Source organism: Microcoleus sp. w1-18aA5 (assembly GCF_036701705.1).
Classification (GTDB): Bacteria; Cyanobacteriota; Cyanobacteriia; order Cyanobacteriales; family Microcoleaceae; genus Microcoleus.
This window is the reverse complement of the sequence record NZ_JAUPTE010000045.1, coordinates 1-20,991: the sequence shown is the minus strand read 5'-3', so window position 1 is coordinate 20,991 and position 20,991 is coordinate 1. Positions and strand designations below refer to the sequence as shown.

The 20,991-nt window shown below is 46.8% G+C and carries 13 protein-coding genes and 1 pseudogene; 6 read left to right on the top strand and 8 right to left on the bottom strand.

The window, feature by feature from the left end:
• Positions 1-409: 409 nt before the first annotated feature.
• Complete coding sequence (locus Q5691_RS17150; protein ID WP_333345826.1) at positions 410-5,917, bottom strand: PAS domain S-box protein; 5,508 nt, start codon at positions 5,915-5,917, stop codon at positions 410-412.
• A 229-nt stretch (positions 5,918-6,146) separates the two neighbouring features.
• On the opposite strand from Q5691_RS17150, the gene Q5691_RS17145 reads away from it, so the two are divergent.
• Positions 6,147-9,959, top strand: coding sequence for a sugar-binding domain-containing protein (locus Q5691_RS17145; protein ID WP_333345823.1), 3,813 nt, complete (start codon positions 6,147-6,149; stop codon positions 9,957-9,959).
• A gap of 260 nt (positions 9,960-10,219) precedes the next feature.
• Here the strand turns inward: Q5691_RS17145 and Q5691_RS17140 are convergent, their stop codons facing one another.
• The 7 genes from Q5691_RS17140 to dnaK form a co-directional block, all read right to left on the bottom strand.
• Complete coding sequence (locus tag Q5691_RS17140; protein ID WP_333312079.1) at positions 10,220-10,465, bottom strand: HNH endonuclease; 246 nt, start codon at positions 10,463-10,465, stop codon at positions 10,220-10,222.
• A gap of 50 nt (positions 10,466-10,515) precedes the next feature.
• Positions 10,516-10,950 carry a KGK domain-containing protein gene (locus tag Q5691_RS17135; protein ID WP_333312080.1) on the bottom strand — a complete coding sequence of 145 codons (435 nt, stop codon included), beginning with the start codon at positions 10,948-10,950 and terminating at the stop codon, positions 10,516-10,518.
• Positions 10,951-10,978: 28 nt separating this feature from the next.
• Positions 10,979-11,344 (bottom strand): type II toxin-antitoxin system PemK/MazF family toxin, encoded by a 366-nt coding sequence (locus Q5691_RS17130; RefSeq protein ID WP_333228262.1) that lies wholly within the window; start codon positions 11,342-11,344, stop codon positions 10,979-10,981.
• Positions 11,325-11,528, bottom strand: coding sequence for a hypothetical protein (locus tag Q5691_RS17125; RefSeq protein ID WP_333228264.1), 204 nt, complete (start codon positions 11,526-11,528; stop codon positions 11,325-11,327). The genes Q5691_RS17130 and Q5691_RS17125 overlap by 20 nt, the downstream gene beginning before the upstream one ends.
• A 197-nt stretch (positions 11,529-11,725) precedes the next feature.
• Positions 11,726-14,161 (bottom strand): dynamin-like GTPase family protein, encoded by a 2,436-nt coding sequence (locus Q5691_RS17120; RefSeq protein ID WP_333312311.1) that lies wholly within the window; start codon positions 14,159-14,161, stop codon positions 11,726-11,728.
• 405 nt (positions 14,162-14,566) lie between these two features.
• Positions 14,567-15,682 (bottom strand): J domain-containing protein, encoded by a 1,116-nt coding sequence (locus Q5691_RS17115; RefSeq protein WP_333345820.1) that lies wholly within the window; start codon positions 15,680-15,682, stop codon positions 14,567-14,569.
• Between the two features lie 120 nt (positions 15,683-15,802).
• A complete protein-coding gene (gene dnaK / locus Q5691_RS17110; protein ID WP_333312313.1) occupies positions 15,803-17,911 on the bottom strand; it encodes a molecular chaperone DnaK in 2,109 nt (702 codons plus the stop codon).
• A 55-nt stretch (positions 17,912-17,966) separates the two neighbouring features.
• Here dnaK and Q5691_RS17105 point away from each other — a divergent pair, with 55 nt between their 5' ends.
• From Q5691_RS17105 to Q5691_RS17085, 5 genes and pseudogenes are all read left to right on the top strand, one after another.
• Positions 17,967-18,125 (top strand): hypothetical protein, encoded by a 159-nt coding sequence (locus tag Q5691_RS17105; RefSeq protein WP_333216376.1) that lies wholly within the window; start codon positions 17,967-17,969, stop codon positions 18,123-18,125.
• A gap of 93 nt (positions 18,126-18,218) precedes the next feature.
• Complete coding sequence (locus Q5691_RS17100; protein ID WP_333345817.1) at positions 18,219-19,469, top strand: FAD-dependent oxidoreductase; 1,251 nt, start codon at positions 18,219-18,221, stop codon at positions 19,467-19,469.
• 262 nt (positions 19,470-19,731) lie between these two features.
• On the top strand, positions 19,732-20,082 hold the full coding sequence (locus Q5691_RS17095) for a hypothetical protein (protein WP_333345814.1): 351 nt from the start codon (positions 19,732-19,734) through the stop codon (positions 20,080-20,082).
• 32 nt (positions 20,083-20,114) lie between these two features.
• On the top strand, positions 20,115-20,648 hold the full coding sequence (locus tag Q5691_RS17090; RefSeq protein WP_333345811.1) for a DUF6745 domain-containing protein: 534 nt from the start codon (positions 20,115-20,117) through the stop codon (positions 20,646-20,648).
• A gap of 123 nt (positions 20,649-20,771) precedes the next feature.
• Positions 20,772-20,915 (top strand): annotated as a pseudogene (locus tag Q5691_RS17085) (Uma2 family endonuclease); the annotation flags it as partial.
• Positions 20,916-20,991: the final 76 nt, after the last annotated feature.

The window sequence follows — 20,991 nt, the reverse complement described above, 5'->3', positions numbered from 1 at the left end:
AAAAATGTAAAATTTTCCGCCCGTTTAAATATAGGCAACTACCAGCGAAGATTGGACGCGAATGTCCAAATTTGCTTCTGTCATTTCTGTTCCTAGCTGTTTGGCATTTAATTCATTTTTACTTACAAAAACAGTGATAACTTTTCTAATTTATTTGGGTGTATCGGCAATCATGTCGTTAATGAAAAGCCAGCGGGGGCGGGTTTATGATATTGTAGATTATGGGCAATTATTATTAGTGAACCCGCCCCTATAGCGGTTCTCAAAAAAGTGAGGTATGCCCTATGCCCTATGCCCTATGCCCATCAGTACCTCATCTTTCTGAGAAAGGCTATACAAGATTTAACATCATACCAATCCGAATCAAACGGAAATGATATTATTTGTGGGTTCAGCGAACCAGATCGCCCTAATGCCCATTTATTAACTTGGCTAAAAGGGTGGCGAAGAGAACGGGTTCGATCGGCTTTGTTAAGTGTTCGTTGTAACCAGTGGCGATCGCCCGATCGCGCTCTTCTTCGCTAGCATAAGCTGTCAGCGCCACGGCCGGCAAGCACTTGATTTTGTCGGATTCGGACGATCGCACTTTGCGGATCAGCGAGTAGCCGTCCTCAACGGGCATACCGATATCGCTGACTAAAATATCCGGCGGCGACTCCTGCAAAATGTCGATCGCCTCCGCAGCCGTTGCCACCGCAGTCGCAGTCGCCCCGCACTGTTGGAGGGCAACCATCAAAAACTCGCGGTTGTCGGGTTCGTCGTCAACTACCAACACCTTTAAACCAGCCAAAATACCCGGAGGCCTTGAATTGGATTTAGTTTCTCCTCTCAACTGCGGCTGCTTACTCCGACGCTGTTTGAGAGGCAGTGTCACCGTAAATGTCGCACCCTGGTCTTTACCGGGACTTTCCGCAGTCACAGTACCCCCGTGGAGTTGCACCAAGTGCTCGACGATGGCCAATCCTAGTCCCAAACCGCTCTCAGCCTTAGTTTTCGAGGCGTCTGCTTGTCGGAAGCGATCGAACACGTAGGGCAGAAACTCAGCAGAAATGCCCTTTCCGGTATCGCTGACAGTAATTTGCACGTAATTGGGTGATGAGGAACCGCTAACAGCCACCGCAGACAAGCGCAGTTGCACATTTCCGCCCGAAGGCGTAAACTTCACGGCGTTACTGAGCAAATTCCACACTACCTGCTGCAACCTCGGGGCGTCGCCCCACATCAAGCTGACTGCATGGTCAAGTTCTAACGAAACGGTGACAGACTTGGCTTCGGCTGCCAAACGAACTGAATTATGAGCAGCCTCGATCGTCTTTACCATGTAGAACCAGCCGGGTTTCAGGATCAGCTTGCCTTGAATAATTCGGGAAACATCGAGCAAATCTTCCACTAGCTGCATCTGCACCTTCGACTGACGCTCAATGGCTTCCAAACCCGAAGCTAATTTATCTTGGTTGTAGGGATGGGCGCGCAGGATCTGTGCCCACCCCTGAATCACATTTATAGGCGTTCGCAATTCGTGGGAAAGAGAGTCTAGAAACTCGTCTTTCCGGCGGCTGATCGCTTCTGCTTCCGCCCGCGCGGCTTGTTCGCGATCGAGCAACTGAGCGCGTTGGGCCTCGATTTGCTTGCGATCGCTGATGTCGGCGATGATCGACATACAGTTGATGTTGCCCTTGCTGTCGCGGACTGGAGTTGCCCACAAGCTGATGTCGATCAAGCTGCCGTCTTTCCTTTGGCGATGGGTTTCCATCCCGGCGATCGCGTTTCCTTGGCGAATTTTTTTCAAATTAGCAGTGAATTCCTCCCGCTTGTCTACGGGAACGCTGGGCACAAATTGACCTACCGCTTCTGATTCATGCCAGCCAAAAATCCTCTCGGCGGCTGGGTTCCACATTTTCACAGTGCCGTCGTCGCAGTCCAAAACGGTAATTGCTAGGGGACAAGCCTGAATCAAGGCTTCTAAAGTTTGATGGATGTGCGATCGCGCAGCTTCTGCTTCTTTGCGATCGCTGATATCAACGTTCACCCCGATCATCCGCCAAGGCAAACCCCGATCGTCCTGAAACACCTTAGCCCTGCAAGCAATCCAGCCGACGCTTTTGTCCGGGCGGCAAATGCGGAACTCTATATTTAATTTCTCCCCGGAAGCCACCGCAGCTTTTACCTGCTTTTCGGTAACAGCGCGATCGTCTGGATGCACCATTTGGACCCAACTTTGATAGCTGTCTAAACTGCCTGCAGGCAGCCCGTACAAAGCCTCTAACTCCGGCGTACAGGCGACCTCGCAGGTTTGGATGTTTAATTCAAAAGTTCCAATTTTGCCTGCTTGCTGAGCGATTTGCAACCGTTCTTGATTGTGTTTCAGTTCTGCTTCCACCCGCGAGATATCAGTCAAGTCGATGTAGAATGCGACGATCGTCTCTGGTTCGCGATCGTCCGCGTTCAGAGTCGTCCCGCCCATCAGAATCGGCACGCGGCTGCCATCTTTGCGGATGTACTCTTTCTTGAAAGGAGTTGCGACTCCCTTAGCCCGCAGTTCCCCGGCCGCCAAGGCGTCGAGGTGCAGGTATTCGGGGGGGGTCATTCTGTCCCAACGCATTTTACCGGAGAGCATCTCTGAGCGGGTGTAGCCGACCATGTTGAGCAGGGATTGGTTGGCGTAGGCGATGCGGCCGCTAAAATCGCCGATCGCGACTCCGAAAATATTCGACTCGAACAGCCGCCGGAATATGGCTTCGCTTTGCTGCATTACCCGTTTTGCTTGTTTGCGATCAGTGATTTCGGCTACCACAGTGCTGACTCCCAGCAGTGTTCCTGATTCATCGCTCACTGGGTAAAAGCTGATTTGCCAATCCCGCAAAACTCCCGGCTGTTGCTTGGTTTCGGCTTTAACTTCCAAGTCGAGCACGGGGGTTTGCGTCGCCAGGACTTGGCGATAAATCGGCTCTACCATATCGGCCATTTCGGGAATTACTTCTCTCACGGTATGCCCGATGTAATCTGCCATCGATTTGCCGTCGATCGCAGCGAGGCATTCGTTCAGCCGGATGTAGCGCAAATTGGTATCGACAAAGCACAGCCCGACTGGTGTGGTTTTGTAAACTAAGTCGAGTTCTGCTAGTTGGCGGCGAATGCGTATTTCGTTTTCTCGAAGTTGATTTTGGGCTTGTTTGCGATCGGTGATATCTAGTACGAAAAATGCTCCTTTGTCTTGGCATCCTTGGAAGTTTCCGCCGCCGACTAAAACGGGGAAGCGCGTGCCGTCTTTGCGGAGATATTCTTTTTCAAAAGGCGCGCAACTTCCTGATGCTTCGACTTGCGCGAGGGCGATGCGATCGAGTTCTCGATATTCCGGCGCCGTAAGTTCGAGCCAGCGGATCTGTCCTGAAACTAAGTCTTCCCTTGTATATCCGATCATTTCCAGCAAGGCGTCGTTAGCGTCAGTAACTTCGCCGTTGGCATCCCAGAAACCGATGCCGATCATGTTAGATTCTACCACGCTGCGGAAGCGCATTTCGCTTTCCCGCAAAGCTAATTCTGTTTGTTTTTCTGCGGTAATATCTGTAATAATTAGGCCGGCTCCGATTATTTCTTCTCTTTCATTTTTCACTGGGTAGTAGTTAGCTAGCCAGTAACCGAAATATCCTGGTTTCCCATCAGGTTCGCCGCTCATTTCTAAGTTTAAAACAGGCTGGCCAGTTTCTAAAACTTGCTGAATTATCGGCGCAAATTTGGCTGCATGTTCGGGCAACAATTGGCGGAAGTCTTGGCCGAGATGCTGTTCTATCGGCAAACCGTTGAGTTCTGCTAATACTTGATTGATACGGATGAAGCGCATTTCGCGATCCATAAAGCAAATCGCTAGGGGAGATGCTTCTAACAGCGCGTCAATTAAGGCAAAGGATTCGGATGTTTGAGATAGTGCTTGTTGCGCTTCAGTGTAAAGTCTGGCGTTGTCGATGGCGATCGCCACGCGGTATGCTAGGTCTTCTAGCATTGCCATGTCTTCTGCACTGTAGCGGCGGCCAAACTTTGAGGTAAAGCAAGTGATGGAACCCATTACGCGCCCGCGAGCCCTCAGCGGTACGCAAGCGTGAGATCCGATATTGAGCGATCGCAATATTTCCAATTCTGCTGCATTTTCGGCTCCTGCTGCTAAAATCTCCTCATCCACTTCGGCAATTAGTTCGGATTTTCCGCTGCTGATTACCAGCGGATAGCCGCTAACAGCATTTTCGGCGCTCAAACTTCGGATGCTGAAGTTATTAATAGTCTCAACCATAGAGGGTTCTGCGTGAGCCACAGCGACTAGACGCACATTTGAGTCGCTTTCGGTCAAATGAATGCAGCACCCATCAGCGATCGAATTTATGGCTAATTCTGCTACCTTTTGCAGCACCGTTTCCCCGTCAAACGCATCAGCCAGCATTTTGCTGACTTCTGCTAAAAATGCCAAGCGCTGCTGTTCTATTTCCGCTTTTTCCCTTGCTGTTTGCTCGATTGTTAACTGCAATCTTTGAGTTTCCGCAAGTTTTATTTCTGTGATATCGCGGGCGACAATTAAGGCTGATTCTGCTACGCCATTTTTGTCAAATTCGGGAACTACGCGGGATTGATAATTTCGGAGACCATTGATTGAGAAAGCCTGAAACTCGACAATTTCTTCTCGACCTGTTTCTAACACTTTGTGCAGGGTTTCATCCCACATCTGGCACAGTTCCGGCGGCATTCCTATTTCTTGACTGGTTTTACCCAAAAAGAATGAAATTGGTTTTCCTTGGCTTCTTTCAACTGCGTTATTGACGTAAATATAACGCAAATCTTTGTCAGTGCGGATAATTACATCTGGCGTATTTTCTAGCAGCGTTCTGAGTTGCTGTTCGCTGCTTGCCAAAGCTGCTTGCGCTTGTTGTCTTTCGGTGACATCTCTCACCGTACCCACGTATCCAATGAGTTCGCCGGAGTCGGAGAACATCGGCGAGGAACAAACGTTAATCCAGCGCACAATCCCCTGTGGTGTTTGCACGCGATACTCGATCGCATAATCCCCACCTTTCCGAGTATAATTCAGCCATCGGGCCAATACGCGATCGCTGTCTTCCGGGTGAATGCAATTCTCCCAACCGTCTCCTAAAAGTTCTGTTAAACTTAAGCCGCAAATAGCCTGACAGCGAGGGTTTGCATAGGTGTAGCGCCCCTCAAAATCTGCCATAAAAATGCCGACAGGCGAACAGGAACTTAAACAGCGAAATCGTTCTTCTTGAGCTTGCAGCGCTTCTTTAGCTACTGTTAGTTCTGCTGTGCGTTCTTTAACACGACTTTCTAGCTTAGTGTAGGATAAAGCCAGAGCTCTTTCTGCTTCTTTGCGGTCAGTAATATCGATCCCCGTTCCTATCACATATTCTACCAAACCCTCGCCATCTGTCGTCACAGTATTCGACCAAGAGATTAAGCGCTTCTCGCCGTTTTTACTGCGCCAATAGTTTTGATATTCGCTGTGAAAATGTTCGGCTTTGAGGTTGGCAAAAACGGTTTTAACCGACTCTATTTCTTCGGGGATTAAAAACAAATCCCAAACATATTTATTGATAACTTCTGCTGTCGAGTAGCCTGTACTTTTTTCGCAAGCTTGGTTAAACCGGACAATCCGGCCTTGGCTGTCGAGAACTACAATCAAGCAAGCCGTCGTCTCAATGACTTTGGAAATAATCTGACGTTCTATTTCTTGTTCTTGTTCTACGGACTTTAAGCCAGCATACCAAGCGCTAACCATTGCAGTGGCAAAAAGTAAGATTACAGGAGCTGCCTGGGATGAAAATAGTAACAGAGTTGTCAGCAGTAAAGCGGTGCCGGCACTCAATGTAGCAATTTTGTAAGATGTAATGGGTGAGGTCAAGACCTGGAACCGACTCATTTTTATTGACCTGTAGCGATGGCGCGATCGCACTATTGCTGATGTCGATGAAACAACCTTGTTAAAACTTAGTTAAAACTAAGTATTTATTTTTTCTATACAAAACCACATTTGTCGGCTCTGTGCCATCTTCCCAGAGACAGATTGGCTGCGGGATTGCTGCTGAAGCAACTGCTATCATAGATCAAGAGACAAATTAGATAATCTAATTTCTGGGAGCAATAAGCGAGTGAATTACAAGCTGGCAAAAATTATCGGGTTATTTTTCGCAGCCGCCACCCTCTTTGGATTCGTCGGTTACGCGCTGCAAAATCCCAACTTCGCCAGCAACTCAGCGATATCGATCGGCTTCCCCAATCTTACCACCCTGGCCGCCGGGGCGATCGACAATCAACGCTCTCAAATCTATCTTAACGGAACTTGGCAATTTGTCCCCGCAGTTGGCAACCTCCAAACCCCCCCCGTCTCCCCAAATTGGGGCTCCGTCTCGGTGCCGGGAGACTGGCAAAAAGAAAACAACGAATCCGTACCCGGAATCATCACTCGCGGCCGCGGCAAAGATTGGGAAAACTTCAACAGCAAACAACTTTCAAAAGCTTGGTATCAGAGAAATATAGACATTCCCGGTGACTGGACAAACCGCAGAATTTTTCTCGACTTAGCCAGAGTCAGCACCGATACAGTCATCTTTGTCAACGGCATTAACTGCGGTCAAATCCCCTGGCCCTACGGCACTATTGAAATTACCAAAGCAGCCAAACCAGGTCAAAACACCCTATCTATTTTAGTAGTGGCAGTATCCGATGAAAAGGAAAAAGCCGTCATCATGGGCCCCACAGAAATCTACACAGAAAAATCCAAGTTGCAATCGCGGGGAATTATCGGCGAGGTACGACTGCTGAGCCTTCCCCCCGGCCCGCTGATTAGCGACGTATTCGTCCAAACTTCCACCCAAAAAAAGCAAGTTAAATTAGATGTAGAACTCAAAGACGTTGCCCAAAGCGGTCAAGTTAAATTAATCGCGGAAATGCTCGACGAAAAAGGCAAAGTACAACAAAAATTCACCGCAACTGCCAAGGTTCAAGCTAAACCAATTCAGACAGTCCAAGTTCAGTGGAATTGGCCAAATCCCCGTCTTTGGGATGTCGGGCAACCAAACCTTTACACCCTGCAATTAGAAGTAAAAGGCAGCGGCATAGACACGCAATACCACCAACCTTTTGGCTTCCGGGAATTTTGGATAGAAGGGCGCAAATTTTTCTTAAACGGAACCGAATTGCGGCTGCGACCAATCTTGCACTCGGATACTTGGCAAGGCGGGACATTAGAAGTGGCTGATAGCCTAATTGACAGCTACGTCAAAGCCGGTTTTAACATAACAGAAATGTGGCCTTGGAATCACGACGAACGGGGTAGATGGCACTTCCGAGAGTTATTTTCTGAAAGAGCAGACCTCAAAGGTTTTCCCATTATGGCTCCCGCTTTAGACATTAGTCCTATCGCTTGGAACGGCAAATGGAAGAACCCCCTGTGGAAAAACCGCTGGAAAGACCGAATGGTGACAGAAATGCGCCGCTACCGCAATCATCCATCAATATTAATGTGGGCGACAAGTCCTAATTTTTTCGGCAACGCTGACGACCTAAATCCCCGTCGCATCGGCAAAAGCAAAGTAGAAGGAACTCTCAGTCCCTCGGACAACCAGCGTTTGCGGGTCAACACTCCGCTAGGAAATGACGCTATAGCTGCGATAAAATCGGCTGACCAAACCAGACCTGTGATGGTACACCAAGGCGCCAACTTCGGTGATGTTTATGCGCTGAATTCTTATTTAAATCTGATTCCCTTGCAAGAACGAGAAGAGTGGATTTCTGAGTGGAGCAAAACCGGGGAAATACCCTACATGGCAGTCGAGTTTGGGACTCCTCTGCACGCAACGATGATGCGGGCCCGCAAAGGTTTTGGTCTGGCAATTCTCAGCGAACCTTGGATGACGGAGTTTGCGGCAATTTATTTTGGTAAGCAGGCTTACGAGTTGGAAACATCCGCTTATAAATCTAAAATTCGCGAGCAATTTGTCAAGGGTCAGGAGTATCAAAGCTGGCATTTTCAAAAAGAGTTGGATTTTGCACCCGCTTTTCAAAAGTTGCAGCAGTTATTCAGTACAAATACTTGGCGGAGTTGGCGGACTTTTGGAATGTCTGGGGGGATGATTCCTTGGAATGACGGACATGGTTGGGAAGTGTCCGAAGCAGGCCGAAAAAAGGTAGATATTCGGGCATTTCAACCGGGTGGCAGGGGAGTTTATTTGAAACAAGTGTCGAATAATCTTTTGAATTATTTGCAGCCCGAAGCTTACACTGTTCATCCTGGGGGCGAGGCAATTATGAAGAATAATAGCTCGACTTTGGCTTGGATTGCTGGTGCTAGCCCGGTTTTTACTGCGAAAGATCACAATTTGTTTGTGGGCGAAAAACTGGCAAAGCAAGTAGTGTTAATTAACGATACGCGGGCGTCGCAAGAATTTTCGTTTAATTGGCGAGTTTTGGTGGGGGGCAAAGAAGTAAAAAAGGGCGAGCAAAAAGGGACGATTGAGCAGGCAGGAACACTGTTTTTCCCAATTGATGTAAATTTGCCAAATACCATTTCAAGCAAGGCTGACGGCGAAATTCGCTTGACTGCACGGGTGGGCGATCGATCGCATTCTGATACATTTGCTTTCCGAGTTTTTCCCAAACAATCCAAAAGTAAGGATACGCTGACAATTTTCGATCCAGTCGGCAAAACATCGGCCATGTTAAAACAGTTAGGTTATCAGCTTGTACCGTGGAATGGTTCGCAAGTTTCATCGCTATTAGTTATCGGTAGGGAAGCATTTTCTAGCGGGGAAAAATTGCCAGGAAATGTAGAAAATTTTGTGCAAAGCGGCGGCAAAGCAATTGTGTTTCCTCAACGGAGGGAATGGCTGGAAAATACGGGTTTCCGAGTTGCTGCCCACGTCAGCCGCCGCGCTTTTCCAGTTGACAGCAACCATCCCGCAATTAGCGGTTTAGACAGTGAAGATTTGCGGGATTGGGCAGGGGAAAGCACGCTGCTTGAAGCTTATCCAGATACGATCCAAACTGGCCCTAATTTGAGTCCGGCAAATAAACCTTGGTACGGCTGGCGTTGGGGAAATCGTGGCGGTGTCAGTAGCGCTTCTATTGAGAAGCCACACCGCAGCGGTTGGCGCCCAATTTTGGAATCAGAGTTTGATTTAGCTTATTCGCCGCTGATGGAATTGGATTACGGAAAAGGGCGGCTGATTTTAAACGAGTTAGATTTGGAAGACCATTATTCTGTAGATGCTGGGGCGGCGCAGTTAGTGCAACAAATTGTGAGTTACGGGATGAATTCTCCGGTGCTTGGAAAGCCGGATAAAGTGGTTTTAATTGGGGGAGATGGAGATGCCCAAAAGTTGGACAGTTTGGGGGTAATTTATCAGCGCGCTAGTTCGCTTTCTAATGATGTTGGTTTGGTCATTGTGGGGAGAGAAGCGAATCTGAAAGAGGCTGATTTGCGCGGTTATTTGAATGCTGGCGGGAAGGCGTTTTTCTTGCCGCGTCAAGTGCCTGTTGCGGGTTTGGGCGTGGGTTTGCAGCAAGCGCAGGATTTCGGGGGTTCGCTGGCGGTTCCGAGTTGGGATGAGGTGAAGGGGGTTAGCGCTTCGGATTTGCGATCGCGCTCTTTTTATGATACTTGGTTGATTAAGTCTGGGGGAGAAATCGGTGCTGAGGGTTTGTTAAGTCGGGTAAAAGTTGGCAAGGGCGTGGCGATTTTTTCTCAGATTGAACCGGACAGTTTGAATGCTGATACTAAGACTTATTTGCGTTTTACTCGCTGGCGGCAAACCAGGGCAAATGCTCAGATTTTGGCTAATTTAGGGGCGAGTTTTAAGGCGGATGGTTCTGTGTTTAACGGTTCGAGTGGGGAGTTTTATCACTGGGATTACAGAACGGATTTTGAGAAGGGAGACGATCCTTATAGGTATTATCGATGGTAGGAAGTTCGGCAGCGGATTTTGTAGCGGATGTAACGGATGTAACTGAGATGTTCCACCATTCTCAATTATTTGCTTAGGAACAGGCTTTTCGGCCTGTTCCACAAGAGATACATTTTCTTGTGGAACAGGCATCTTGCCTGTTCTTGACAATGGTGCAATTTGTCAGCATTGCAGTTATCCAAGCTAGGGATTAAAAGTGCGATCGAACAGAGGTTAGCAATTTCAAGCTTAAATTGCTGATTTTATTATACTGTTAAATATCAAAGGTCAAAGTGACGGCGGAAGCGCGGGTCTAGTTTGTCGGTTTTCTTTTGGTTGCAGGTGCCGCAGAGGGTTTGCAAGTTGCTGATGTCGTTGGTGCCACCGCGCGCTAGGGGGATGATATGATCGATCGTCAGTTGGGTTTCTAGTTTGGTTTGGCCGCAGCTTTGGCACTGGTATTTATTGCGAGTAAATACGTATTTTCTGACTTCTGGGGGAATGGGGATTCTAGGGGTTTTAGTCATGATGATTTTTAACCGCAGATGAACGCGAATTAACGCGGATGTTTGATGGATTAGCTGGGTGAGTTTTCTTGATTGAGAAGTTGGCGACGCAAATCGTCAAGGGGAGATTCTGGTTTGCTAGTTTCTGATTCGTTGTTTTCTGGTGTTTCTTCAACGTCTGGTTCGTCGGGGCAAAACTCTATAGTGACATTGAGTTTGATTTTAATCTTTCCTTTCTTCCAGCCCTGAGCACCCACTCTGAGAATTTCACAATCTATACCTTCACCAAACCAGTTCTCATAAGCAGTACGTAGTTGGTTAGTAGTTAAACCTATATCAATATTTAGATTCTGTTGCCTTAACGTCTCACTAAGTCTCTCTCCTAACACATATTCAGGCCAAGCTCGATTTACTGTTTCCTTGAGTTTTTCTACTTTAAGCATTGCGTTACCGAAAGATAAAGCATCCTCATTACCGCAGTTGTGAAAATCAAATTTATCTTCCATATTCTTGCGCGCCTCGTGTTAGTCCTATTTAATCTACTATTTCTAATTCCAAAGCTACAATCAAACCGCGATTAACGTGGTTTATAGCCTCATTTGAAAGGGAACCCAGTTTCCGGGCAATCATTGACTTGTTGAGGGTAAAAATGGACTCGCACCTAACTACAGACTCAACTCTAATACCAGCTAATACAATTTCATCTCCTGTTATCAAATATTGAGTGGTAGTCAAAGGGCGAGTTGTCTTAGAAGTACAAGGTACAAGCATCACATCGTCAAGAATTTGGTTGAGATTATCTGCCGAAATTATCACAGCCGGACGCAGTTTAAACTGTGTTAGCTGAGTAGATGGCATTGGCACTTGAGCCAACACTACATCACCGCGTCGTAAGTTCATCGGCAAATATTTCGTCATAAATGTCATTTTCCGCACTCAGCCAATCTTGATAAGCTTGGGATACAAGCATCGGCTGAATAGGTTCTTTTCCACTTTTCAAGAAGAGGGCTAGGTTCAGAAGTGTTGCTAACTTATCCTCTGGAAGTTGTTCGATTAGTGTTAAAAGTTTTTGGCGAATGTTCATAGGATTAAAGTCGCTCTTTGTTGGCTATTATAGCACAATAAACACAATAAAGATACCGGGCGAATAGAATTCGCGTCTACACAAACAATGTCCGCCTGCGCGGACTAAGAATGTTTTCAACCCGCGCAGGCGGGTTTTGTCTGTGTAGCCGCGATTTCCAATCGCCGGATTTCCAATTACGCCCATTCCCATTCCAATCATTCACCATCCACAGAACCACTATCATTTTGCCCAATTACAGGCAACAAATGCTCGTGCAGCTTCATCGCCTGCAAACAACTATTAATCCCAGAAACCGCCCGATCGTACTCTTGAATCTTTTGCTCATTCTCAGCTTGCCGCCGCAGATTCCCAGCAATCTTTTCCTCCGCCTCCTGTGCCAAAGTTTGCTCTAAATAATCGCGGGCTTGACTGTATTTCTGCAAAATATCATCAGCTTGCTTTTGGGCCAGCGGCAACAAATGCTCTTTCAGAGTTTGATTGACAGTTTGGCGGAAAGTTTGCCGAATAGTTCTAGATACTTTCGGCTCGAAATCTAGCCGCAATAATTGTCGAATTGCCGGTTGGGCGTCCACCATGTTTTCGCAGTCGAAACCTTGAGAAGTTTGCTGCAATGTTTCCCGGAATTGATAAATTGAAAATGTGCCTTCGTCGTAAAAACGCGGACTTTCTCGCACGTAGCGATCGCACTCAACGCCCGCCGCATTTACCAAAGCATCAGAAACCCGCTTTGATAACTCCTCTAACTGCTGTTCAATTCCCCCGTCGTTCCCCAACAACCGATAAAGTAATCGATAGTATTCCGACTTGCGAACGCTATCTTTCAAATACTGGAAATAATTATCAACCAGTGACTTAGTAGCCTCTACTAAAATATCTTCCAACTGATTCGCTAAATAATAAAGCGCTTCAACTAAAACAGCAATTAAAGGTGCTGTGGCATTGCGGGGATGATTCCGCAAAGTGCGTCCGTAAGCCGCCTCAACAGAAAATCCGTCTAACAATTCATCCAAGCGGCGGATCATCCGAGATTGCAATTGCCGAAAGTCTATATCGAAAATATCGCATCTGTTCATAATCATTTCATTGACTTCTTCGGCGATATGTTCCCGGAAATCCTGTCCGACTTGCTGCAATTCCTGATTTAGTCGCAAAAGTTCCTGTGCTTTCATCGCTTCAATTTCGCGGGGCTGGCTGTCCAAATTCCGCTGAATTGTTTGGTAATGTTTCCGCAGTTGAATGCACAAGTCTTCTAAGTCGTCAGCGAGATTTTTGAACAGTTGCGGGCGTTTTTCTTCTGTGAGGTAGCGGGTGATGGCTGTGCGAAAATCTTCGATACCGCTATCTTGAATTAATTGAGAAATTAATGGTTGTCCTTGCTCTGCAAGAATTCGCACGTAGTTTTCATTGGGTGTTTCGTAGCTGTTCACTGAAATCCGAAATTTGCTAGGAGATAACTTGCCAGAATTCGCACAGTAGCGATTAAATTCACTAACAAATTGCGGAGTTTCTTCACTATTACCGAGCAATTCAGAATCTAATTTATCATCTCCAGAAGCTCGCCCTTGACTGGTGGCAAAGATTGTATTTAAACCAAAGCGATCGCGCCCTGTTGTCCCTCGAATCAAACTCCCGTAAAATCCCAACAACCCGCTAGTTTTGTAAACTCTCGCAGTATCGCGAAAGTCGGAATTAATCAGATTTTCTAAGCGCTGTCGCAGTTGCGTGTTGTACCAAGTTTCGTCGATGCGGTTGAAAATGTAAAACAGTCGATCGCGAATTCCCGGATTTCCCCGTGTTTTTTCCATCAACTCGGTTTCTTCTGTCGTCATTTCCCCAGACGAAGCCGCTTTTAAAACGCAGACAACCGCCGAAGTATCCGGGCTTTCAATCTTATCATAAGTCAATTCTGCATCCCGCTGCACCGGCGCATCAATTCCCGGCGTATCGATAATAATATTGCCATCTTGTAGCAGCGGATGATAACAGTAATATTCAACTCGCTTGAGTACAGCACTGTTACTACCGCGACGGGCATAACTAGCAGCTTCCTTGAGATTGGAAAAGTTAAACTGTTCCATCGAGTAGGTAGCGTTTTCGAGAGTTTGGATGCGATCGCGATTTGCCTCAAAACCTTCTAACAGCAGCATCAAAGCCTTAGCTTTTTTGGCTAATTCCGATTTATTTTCGCCGCCTTCCCTTTCAATAATTATGTTACATCCCTGAGACAACAGCGACACTACATCTGTTTGATTAATATTAACTTCAGTAGCTAAACCTAACTGATGACAAAGCACAGAAGCTTGCTGGCTAATCTCAAACTCGCTCAAAAAAGTGAGAACCACGCGCTCTTTTTCCGGCTCAGCAAAGGCGATATAACATTCCGTACCTGTCGCGTGTCCGACCGCACTGTAGAGCAATTCCCGCTCCAGCAAAGCATTAATCAGCATCGATTTTCCCGCACTGAAAGCGCCAGCAAACACAATTTCAAACTCAGGAGAAATTGCCTTTTTCAGAGAAGCTTCTACTGCCGTGATATCTTGTTGTCGCAAAGACGATTCCTGACGCAGCAGTTGCAGTAAGGAGTCAACTTGCTCTTGCAGATTGTTGCATTGAGGGGGCATTTGAGTCATCGCGGCAGACTGCTCCTGATTGTGGGAAAATTACCTTATTGTTAATTCTCTGCTAGTTCAGGAATAATCACAACATTAGTTTTACTTATGCGCTCCAGGATTGCTGAAAGTGCGATCCTCTTCGAGGGCTCCGCTAACGGCTATTCTGGCGACAAATCATATTGTTTACGGTTGTTTCGGAGTTATTAAACCGCAGAGACCGCAGAGGGTGCGGAGGAAGAGAAGAGAGAGATGAATAATTCCGATACCAACGGATTTGTTATTATCTATTTACAGGCAAGTGGCTAAATCTGATATGTCAGTAAAATTTAGCCAAGCCTCTCCTAATTTTTCGTACACCATTAGTAGTAAGGCGCGCATTATTGCGCCCCTACAAAATTAAACTGGCGCATTGCGTAGTCTACATTAAATCGATAAATCCTGACGCGGTTTAAAAGACTCAACCTGCCGCAACTTTTCGTATAATTCCCGTTCCTCCTCACTAATTTCTTTGGGAATTAACACCTGAATTTCTACCAATTGATCGCCCCGATCGCCATTTCCTGTCGGATAGCCCTTGTTAGCCAGCCGCAACCGCTTTCCAGAGGTTACTCCCGGTGGCAATTTCATCTTTACCAGGCCGTCCAGCGTCGGTACTTCAATATCTCCGCCTAACACCGCTTCGCTGGGAGTCAGTGGCAATTCGCAGCAAATATCTGACATTTCCAAGCGAAAAAAGGGATGGGGAGAAACTGTGATTTTCAAATATAAATCTCCGCCGCCCATACCTTGATTTCGCAAGCGAATCCGCTGACCTGATACCATAGCAGGAGGCAGAGTTACCTCGATCGCTCTCCCGTCTTCCAGACGAATTCGCTCAGTACCACCCGAATAAGCCCTTTCCAAAGGCAGAGTTAGCCTGGCCTCAATGTCTCTTCTGGGTTCGCGATCGACTGTTTCCCTAATTTCCCGTCGCATTTCGCGATCGTCTGTTTCTCGTCGCATTTCGCGATCGTCTGTTTCTCGTCGCATTTCGCGATCGTCAAAATCCCTTCTAGGTGGACGAGAATTAGCAACATAACTCGTTTTCTTAGAAGCCGTACTCCACGGTTCAGAGGAGGCTACTCCCGCTGCATCATTCGCTGTCGCCATCCTCACTTCCCGCCGCCTTCCGAGCACTTGGTCGAGAAATTTATTAAAATCCGAGTAATCGCTAAAATCTACCTCTTCGGCCGGTTTTTTGCGGGTAGTTTTACTGTTTCCCCAAGTTTTGAAATTGGGAAGTCGCACCCCTTGCTTTCCTTGAAATCCTTTTTGTTTCCAGAATTTACTAAACTGATCGTATTGAGCGCGCTTGTCGAGGTCGGAAAGAATATCATAAGCTTCATTAATATCCTTAAACCTATCTTCAGCAGATTTATCACCTGGATTTACGTCAGGGTGCAACTGTCTTGCTAGCCGTCGATAGGCTTTTTTTATCTCATCAGCCGTGGCATCTTTGGGCACTCCCAAAATTAGATAGTAATTGCGAAAATTCTGCATAGTTAGTCATTAGTTATTAGTCATTAGTCATTAATTATTATTAGTCATTAGTCATTAGTCATCCTGCTTCCCTGCTTCAAACTAGGGACTAATGACTAGGGACTAATGACTAACCACTAATTACAGCCAATCGTCGTCATCATCCCAATCGTCGCTTTGATTTTGATAAGGGCGAGTGGGGCGATTAGCACTGCTTCTACGATCGTATGAACGATCGTTCATACGATCGCCCATACGATCACCGGTGCGATCATAGGGTCGATCGTATGGGCGATCGGGAATTGGATCGACAGTCGATCGCCTGTAAGGCTTAGCATTGGTATAATAGCTGCTGTCATCGCTGCGCCGCTTCGTACCGTCGCCCGTAAAAGTCCGCTTCACAGACTCAAAGAAATCGTCATCATCGTCATCATCAGCAAAAGCTGAAACTTCTCGGCTCAAATCGTAAAGAGCATCTTGCAAATCCGAACCAATCTGGTCAACTCCCCGTTCATCATTGCGTTCCAAACTGTCTCGCAATTCCCGAATTAAAGTTTCAATTCGCTGGCGGCTTCTTTGAGCAAACTGCATTCCGCGATCGAGCGCAACTTCCCGCAACTGCCGCTCCGCTTGATAAGCTAAAGCTTCAGCGCGATTGCGTTTTTCCACCTTTTCCCGCTGCAACTTATCAGCTTGAGCAAACTGTTCCGCATCGCGAATCATTTGATTCACTTCCTGCTGACTCAGCGTCGAAGCACCTTGCACAGTAATGCTTTGTTCCCTGCCGGTAGTTTTGTCCAAAGCAGTCACCAACAGCATCCCGTTAGCATCAATATCAAAAGCTACTTGCACCTGCGGAATCCCTCGCGGTGCCGGCGGAATTCCAGTTAGTTTAAACCGTCCCAAAGACTTATTATCTCGGCCTAATTCCCGTTCGCCTTGGATGACGTGAATTTCTACCACAGTTTGGTTGTTTTCAGCAGTCGAAAAAATGTCCGATCGCCTGACGGGAATAGTAGTATTCCGAGGAATCAGTTTTTTCATCACCCCGCCGATCGTTTCCAAACCCAGTGACAGCGGCGTCACGTCCAACAGCAGCACATCGCGGACATCCCCACCCAAAATCCCCGCTTGAATTGCCGCACCCACCGCCACAACTTCATCGGGATTCACATTTTGATTCGGTTCTCGATCGATCAAACTGCGAACAACTTCCTGCACCAAAGGAATGCGAGTCGAACCGCCGACTAGCACAACTTCATCAATGCGAGAAGGACTCAAACTTGCATCAGCTAAAGCTTGTTTTACTGGCCGCCGCAACCGCTGCACCAAATCTGTGCACAGTCCCTCAAATTGACCGCGAGTCAGCCGCGTTTCCAGATGCAAAGGCCCGTCTTCATTCGCATCGATAAACGGCAAATTAATCTCCGTGACCCCGACGCCAGACAGCTCAATCTTGGCTTTTTCTGCCGCTTCGATCAAGCGCTGCAAAGCTTGCCGGTTGCGTCGCAAATCAATTCCTTCTTTTTCTAAGAATTGTTCTGCCAACCAGTCAACAATTTTAGAGTCAAAATCATTGCCACCCAATTGAGTATCGCCGCTAGTTGCTTTGACTTCAAATACTCCGTCTCCCACGTCTAAAATCGACACATCAAAAGTACCGCCGCCCAAATCAAACACTAAAATAGTTTGACTTTCTCGCCTCTCCAAACCGTAAGCCAAAGAAGCCGCTGTCGGCTCATTTAAAATCCGCTTGACATCAAGTCCGGCAATTCGTCCAGCATCCCGCGTCGCCTGTCGCTGCGAGTCGTTGAAATAAGCGGGAACAGTAATTACAGCCCCCGTCACCTCTTGTCCCAGATAGCGACTGGCTTCATCGGCTAGTTTCCGCAAAACCATCGCCGAAATTTCCTCTGGGGCAAAATCTTTTTTCAGGCGGGGACACTTGATTTTGATGTTCCCGTTTTCGTCGCGGCGAGTTGTGTAAGGGACGCGCTTTGATTCTGGAGTCAGTTCGGTATATTTGCGTCCGATGTACCGCTTGACACCGTAAAAGGTGTTTTGCGGGTTGAGAACAGTCTGGCGTCTGGCCATCTGTCCCACCAGGCGTTCTCCTTCCTTTGTGAAAGCGACTACCGAGGGAGTTGTCCGCATCCCTTCTGCATTGGCAATCACAACCGGTTTGCCGCCTTCCATGACGGCTACTACTGAGTTTGTTGTTCCGAGGTCAATGCCAACTACTTTACCCATGCGTCAGTTGTCTCCTGTGGCGTTGTGTGTAGCCTTTTCAATATAAGCGTTAAGTATGATTGCATTTATTGTACCGCGTCGAGAAGCGGGGGCTGCGGAGGGATTGCCTCACCTGCGGCTGAGCCTGGGGTGCGATCGATCCGCTGATGGATTGGCGATCGCCTTTAGGAGTAGGAGTGTCACCTTGGGAAAGCAGTGTATGTCCATCTTTTGACAGCCAAAAAAAAATTTATAATAGATTAACTAATGCGTTTTGCTAAACTAAAAACAGCTAGCAGGATTGTTGAGCAAACAGGAACATAAAAATATGGCTGTCAACTCTGTTCAAAATTCAGAATCCTCTCAAGAACACTCGATAGTTGACGTGCAGCAAACAAGCTGCTGCATTGTGGGAGGTGGGCCTGCAGGTGCTGTTTTAGCATTACTTTTAGCGCGGCAAAACATTCCCGTCATGCTGCTAGAAGTACACAAAGATTTTGACCGAGAATTTCGTGGCGATACGCTGCATCCGTCAGTAATGGAAATTATGGAGCAATTGGGTTTAGCAGAAAAATTGCTGGGATTGCCCCATACAAAAATGCGTAAACTCACTATCCAAGCTGCTGGAAATACCGCCACAATCGTAGATTTGTCCAGTCTCAAAACCAAGTATCCTTACATCACTATCCTTCCCCAAGTCAAGTTTCTCGAATTCATCACTGCCCAAGCGCAGCGCTACCCCAGTTTCCAGCTAGTAATGGGAGCTAATGTCCAAGAAATGATCGTAGAAAATGGGGTTGTGTGCGGAATTCGATACCGGGGACGCGGGGGATGGCATGAAGTGCGATCGACCCTCACCGTCGGTGCAGATGGTCGCTTTTCCCGCCTTCGCCAATTAGCAGGTTTTGAACCGATTAAAACTTCCCCACCGATGGATGTTCTTTGGTTTCGTTTGCCGCGCAGTCCCCATGATGTCCAAAATTTCGGCGTGGGAGGTCGAGCTGTTGGAGGTCATTTATTAGCCATGATTGACCGCTTGGATTATTGGCAACTCGGTTACATTATTCTGAAAGGCAGCTATCAGAAATTGCGCGAATCAGGAATAGAAGCTTTGCAAAAAGCTGTTGCTGAATTAGCACCAGAATTTGCAGATAGGGTTGAGCAACTGAAAGATTGGTCGCAAATTTCTTTTCTGTCGGTTGAATCGAGTCGCCTTCCCCGCTGGTATCATCCCGGTTTACTCTTAATTGGGGATGCCGCTCACGTCATGTCGCCCGTAGGCGGTGTGGGAATTAACTATGCTATTCAAGATGCTGTCGTTGCGGCTAATGTACTCAGCACCCCCCTGCAAAATAATCACTTGCATCTGTGGGATTTGGCAGAGGTGCAGCGACAGCGGGAGTTGCCCACGCGGGTAATTCAAGCATTTCAATCCTTTGTACAGGAGCGAATTATTAAGGGGGCATTAGATACAAATCGACCGTTTACACCGCCACTTTTGTTGCAGTTACCAATTTTGCGAAATATTCCCGCGCGATTAATTGGTTTTGGATTAACTCGGGTGCGTGTGCGAAATTAATCAGATACACCAATCCTAAATATAAAGGTAGAATGACGCACGGGTGGTCACAAACTGGGTTTTTTGACGAAAATCTTTCGGACTCGCCCATAAATTCGGTAAAAAACCCGGTTTGTTTGGCATAGATGAGTAATTCCTGACAAGATTGAATTTCAGTACAAACTTAACGAGGTCAGAGTTATGCAAAGTATTAAAGTACGATCGCGCGTTGGTGCAGACAGAATTACTTCTTGAGAAATATTGTTTGCAGACTTAGAGGAAAATGATGATCGAACAACTAACCCCGCAACAACAAGCCCTGATTCCAGTTTATCGAGAAAACTGGCGAAAAATTGCACTCTCTACTGAGCCGATCGAGCGCGAAGCAGCAGCAAAAAAATCCGTAAGATTTGCCTATGCAGCCCTCGGCTATAAAGAGCCGCAGATAATAATATGTGATAGCCCCCGTGCAGCTTTCGATCGCATCTTTATCCCAATTTTTGAAACCTGCCAAAAATCTCCATCTGGGAGAAATATCAAACAAGAAATAACCGCAGTTTTAGGCCATGATCTGACCTACAAAATTCTGACTCAAATAGTGACCAGAAAAGAGGAGTTTTTTTTTCTCTGGTGAATACAGAGGCATCTAGATTTCTAAGATACCAATTGGTAGACTATTTCAACCTGCTGCTGTGGTCAGCATTTGGCAGTTTAGAAAGTTGTATCAATTTTCGCTGGCAAATCACCCAAATTTATACATGGCACGAAAGATGGCGTAAATTCGATAGGTTTGCCAGACACCAACATAATGACATCAATAAATTTTTTTTCGCATCGATATCTCGCGGCGCGTTAAGTGATTTCTATATTTCAGTATTAAACGGCGATCGCGATCCAGTTAAATGGAGAGCATTTCAGTTGCTAGTTGCCAACTGTGGGTGGATTTATCCTTTTGAAAATACTTGTATTGTGTGCGATCGTCCCCGCATTCTATCCTTCGACAGTGAACACCGCCTCCACGCCGAAGGAGGGCCCGCCATTCAATTTGCTGACGGATACAGCCTCTATGCTTATCACGGCGTCACCTTACCCGAAAAATACGGCAAAATCCATCCGAACGAATGGCGATCGGAACTGCTTTTACAGGAAGAAAATACCGAATTAAAGAAATTCCTAATTCAAACAATTGGTGATAACTGATATCTGGCATCAATAGTTATAATTTCAGTTAAAACCTTCATTGCTCTCCCTACCAAAAACTCCTACAGTCTAAATAAAACTATGAAATTCACCCTAGATGTAGAAAACAATCCCACAGGCTGACCCGACCACACTCAGCTACCAGAATCCGACGGTAGTTTTGTGAAAAATTTTCAAGAACATCCCCAAAGCATCCTGCTAACAGATTCAATTACTCCCGTTTTGCAGAAAATTCACGCTGACGGTAACTATTGTATCGGTCAAGATATAGCAAGTCTATTTGAGTTGTGAATGTAGAACAACCTGAAACGCTTGTGATGATTGAATCGATTGTTTACAAATC

Bases quoted from the DNA above. Each gene is read 5' to 3' on its own strand.
- Q5691_RS17150 (WP_333345826.1), bottom strand. From the start codon at position 5,917: ATGAGTCGGTTCCAGGTCTTGACCTCACCCATTACATCTTACAAAATT.
- Q5691_RS17140 (WP_333312079.1), bottom strand. From the start codon at position 10,465: ATGACTAAAACCCCTAGAATCCCCATTCCCCCAGAAGTCAGAAAATAC.
- Q5691_RS17135 (WP_333312080.1), bottom strand. From the start codon at position 10,950: ATGGAAGATAAATTTGATTTTCACAACTGCGGTAATGAGGATGCTTTA.
- Q5691_RS17130 (WP_333228262.1), bottom strand. From the start codon at position 11,344: ATGAACTTACGACGCGGTGATGTAGTGTTGGCTCAAGTGCCAATGCCA.
- Q5691_RS17125 (WP_333228264.1), bottom strand. From the start codon at position 11,528: ATGAACATTCGCCAAAAACTTTTAACACTAATCGAACAACTTCCAGAG.
- Q5691_RS17120 (WP_333312311.1), bottom strand. From the start codon at position 14,161: ATGACTCAAATGCCCCCTCAATGCAACAATCTGCAAGAGCAAGTTGAC.
- Q5691_RS17115 (WP_333345820.1), bottom strand. From the start codon at position 15,682: ATGCAGAATTTTCGCAATTACTATCTAATTTTGGGAGTGCCCAAAGAT.
- dnaK (WP_333312313.1), bottom strand. From the start codon at position 17,911: ATGGGTAAAGTAGTTGGCATTGACCTCGGAACAACAAACTCAGTAGTA.
- Q5691_RS17105 (WP_333216376.1), top strand. From the start codon at position 17,967: ATGATTGCATTTATTGTACCGCGTCGAGAAGCGGGGGCTGCGGAGGGA.
- Q5691_RS17100 (WP_333345817.1), top strand. From the start codon at position 18,219: ATGGCTGTCAACTCTGTTCAAAATTCAGAATCCTCTCAAGAACACTCG.
- Q5691_RS17095 (WP_333345814.1), top strand. From the start codon at position 19,732: ATGATGATCGAACAACTAACCCCGCAACAACAAGCCCTGATTCCAGTT.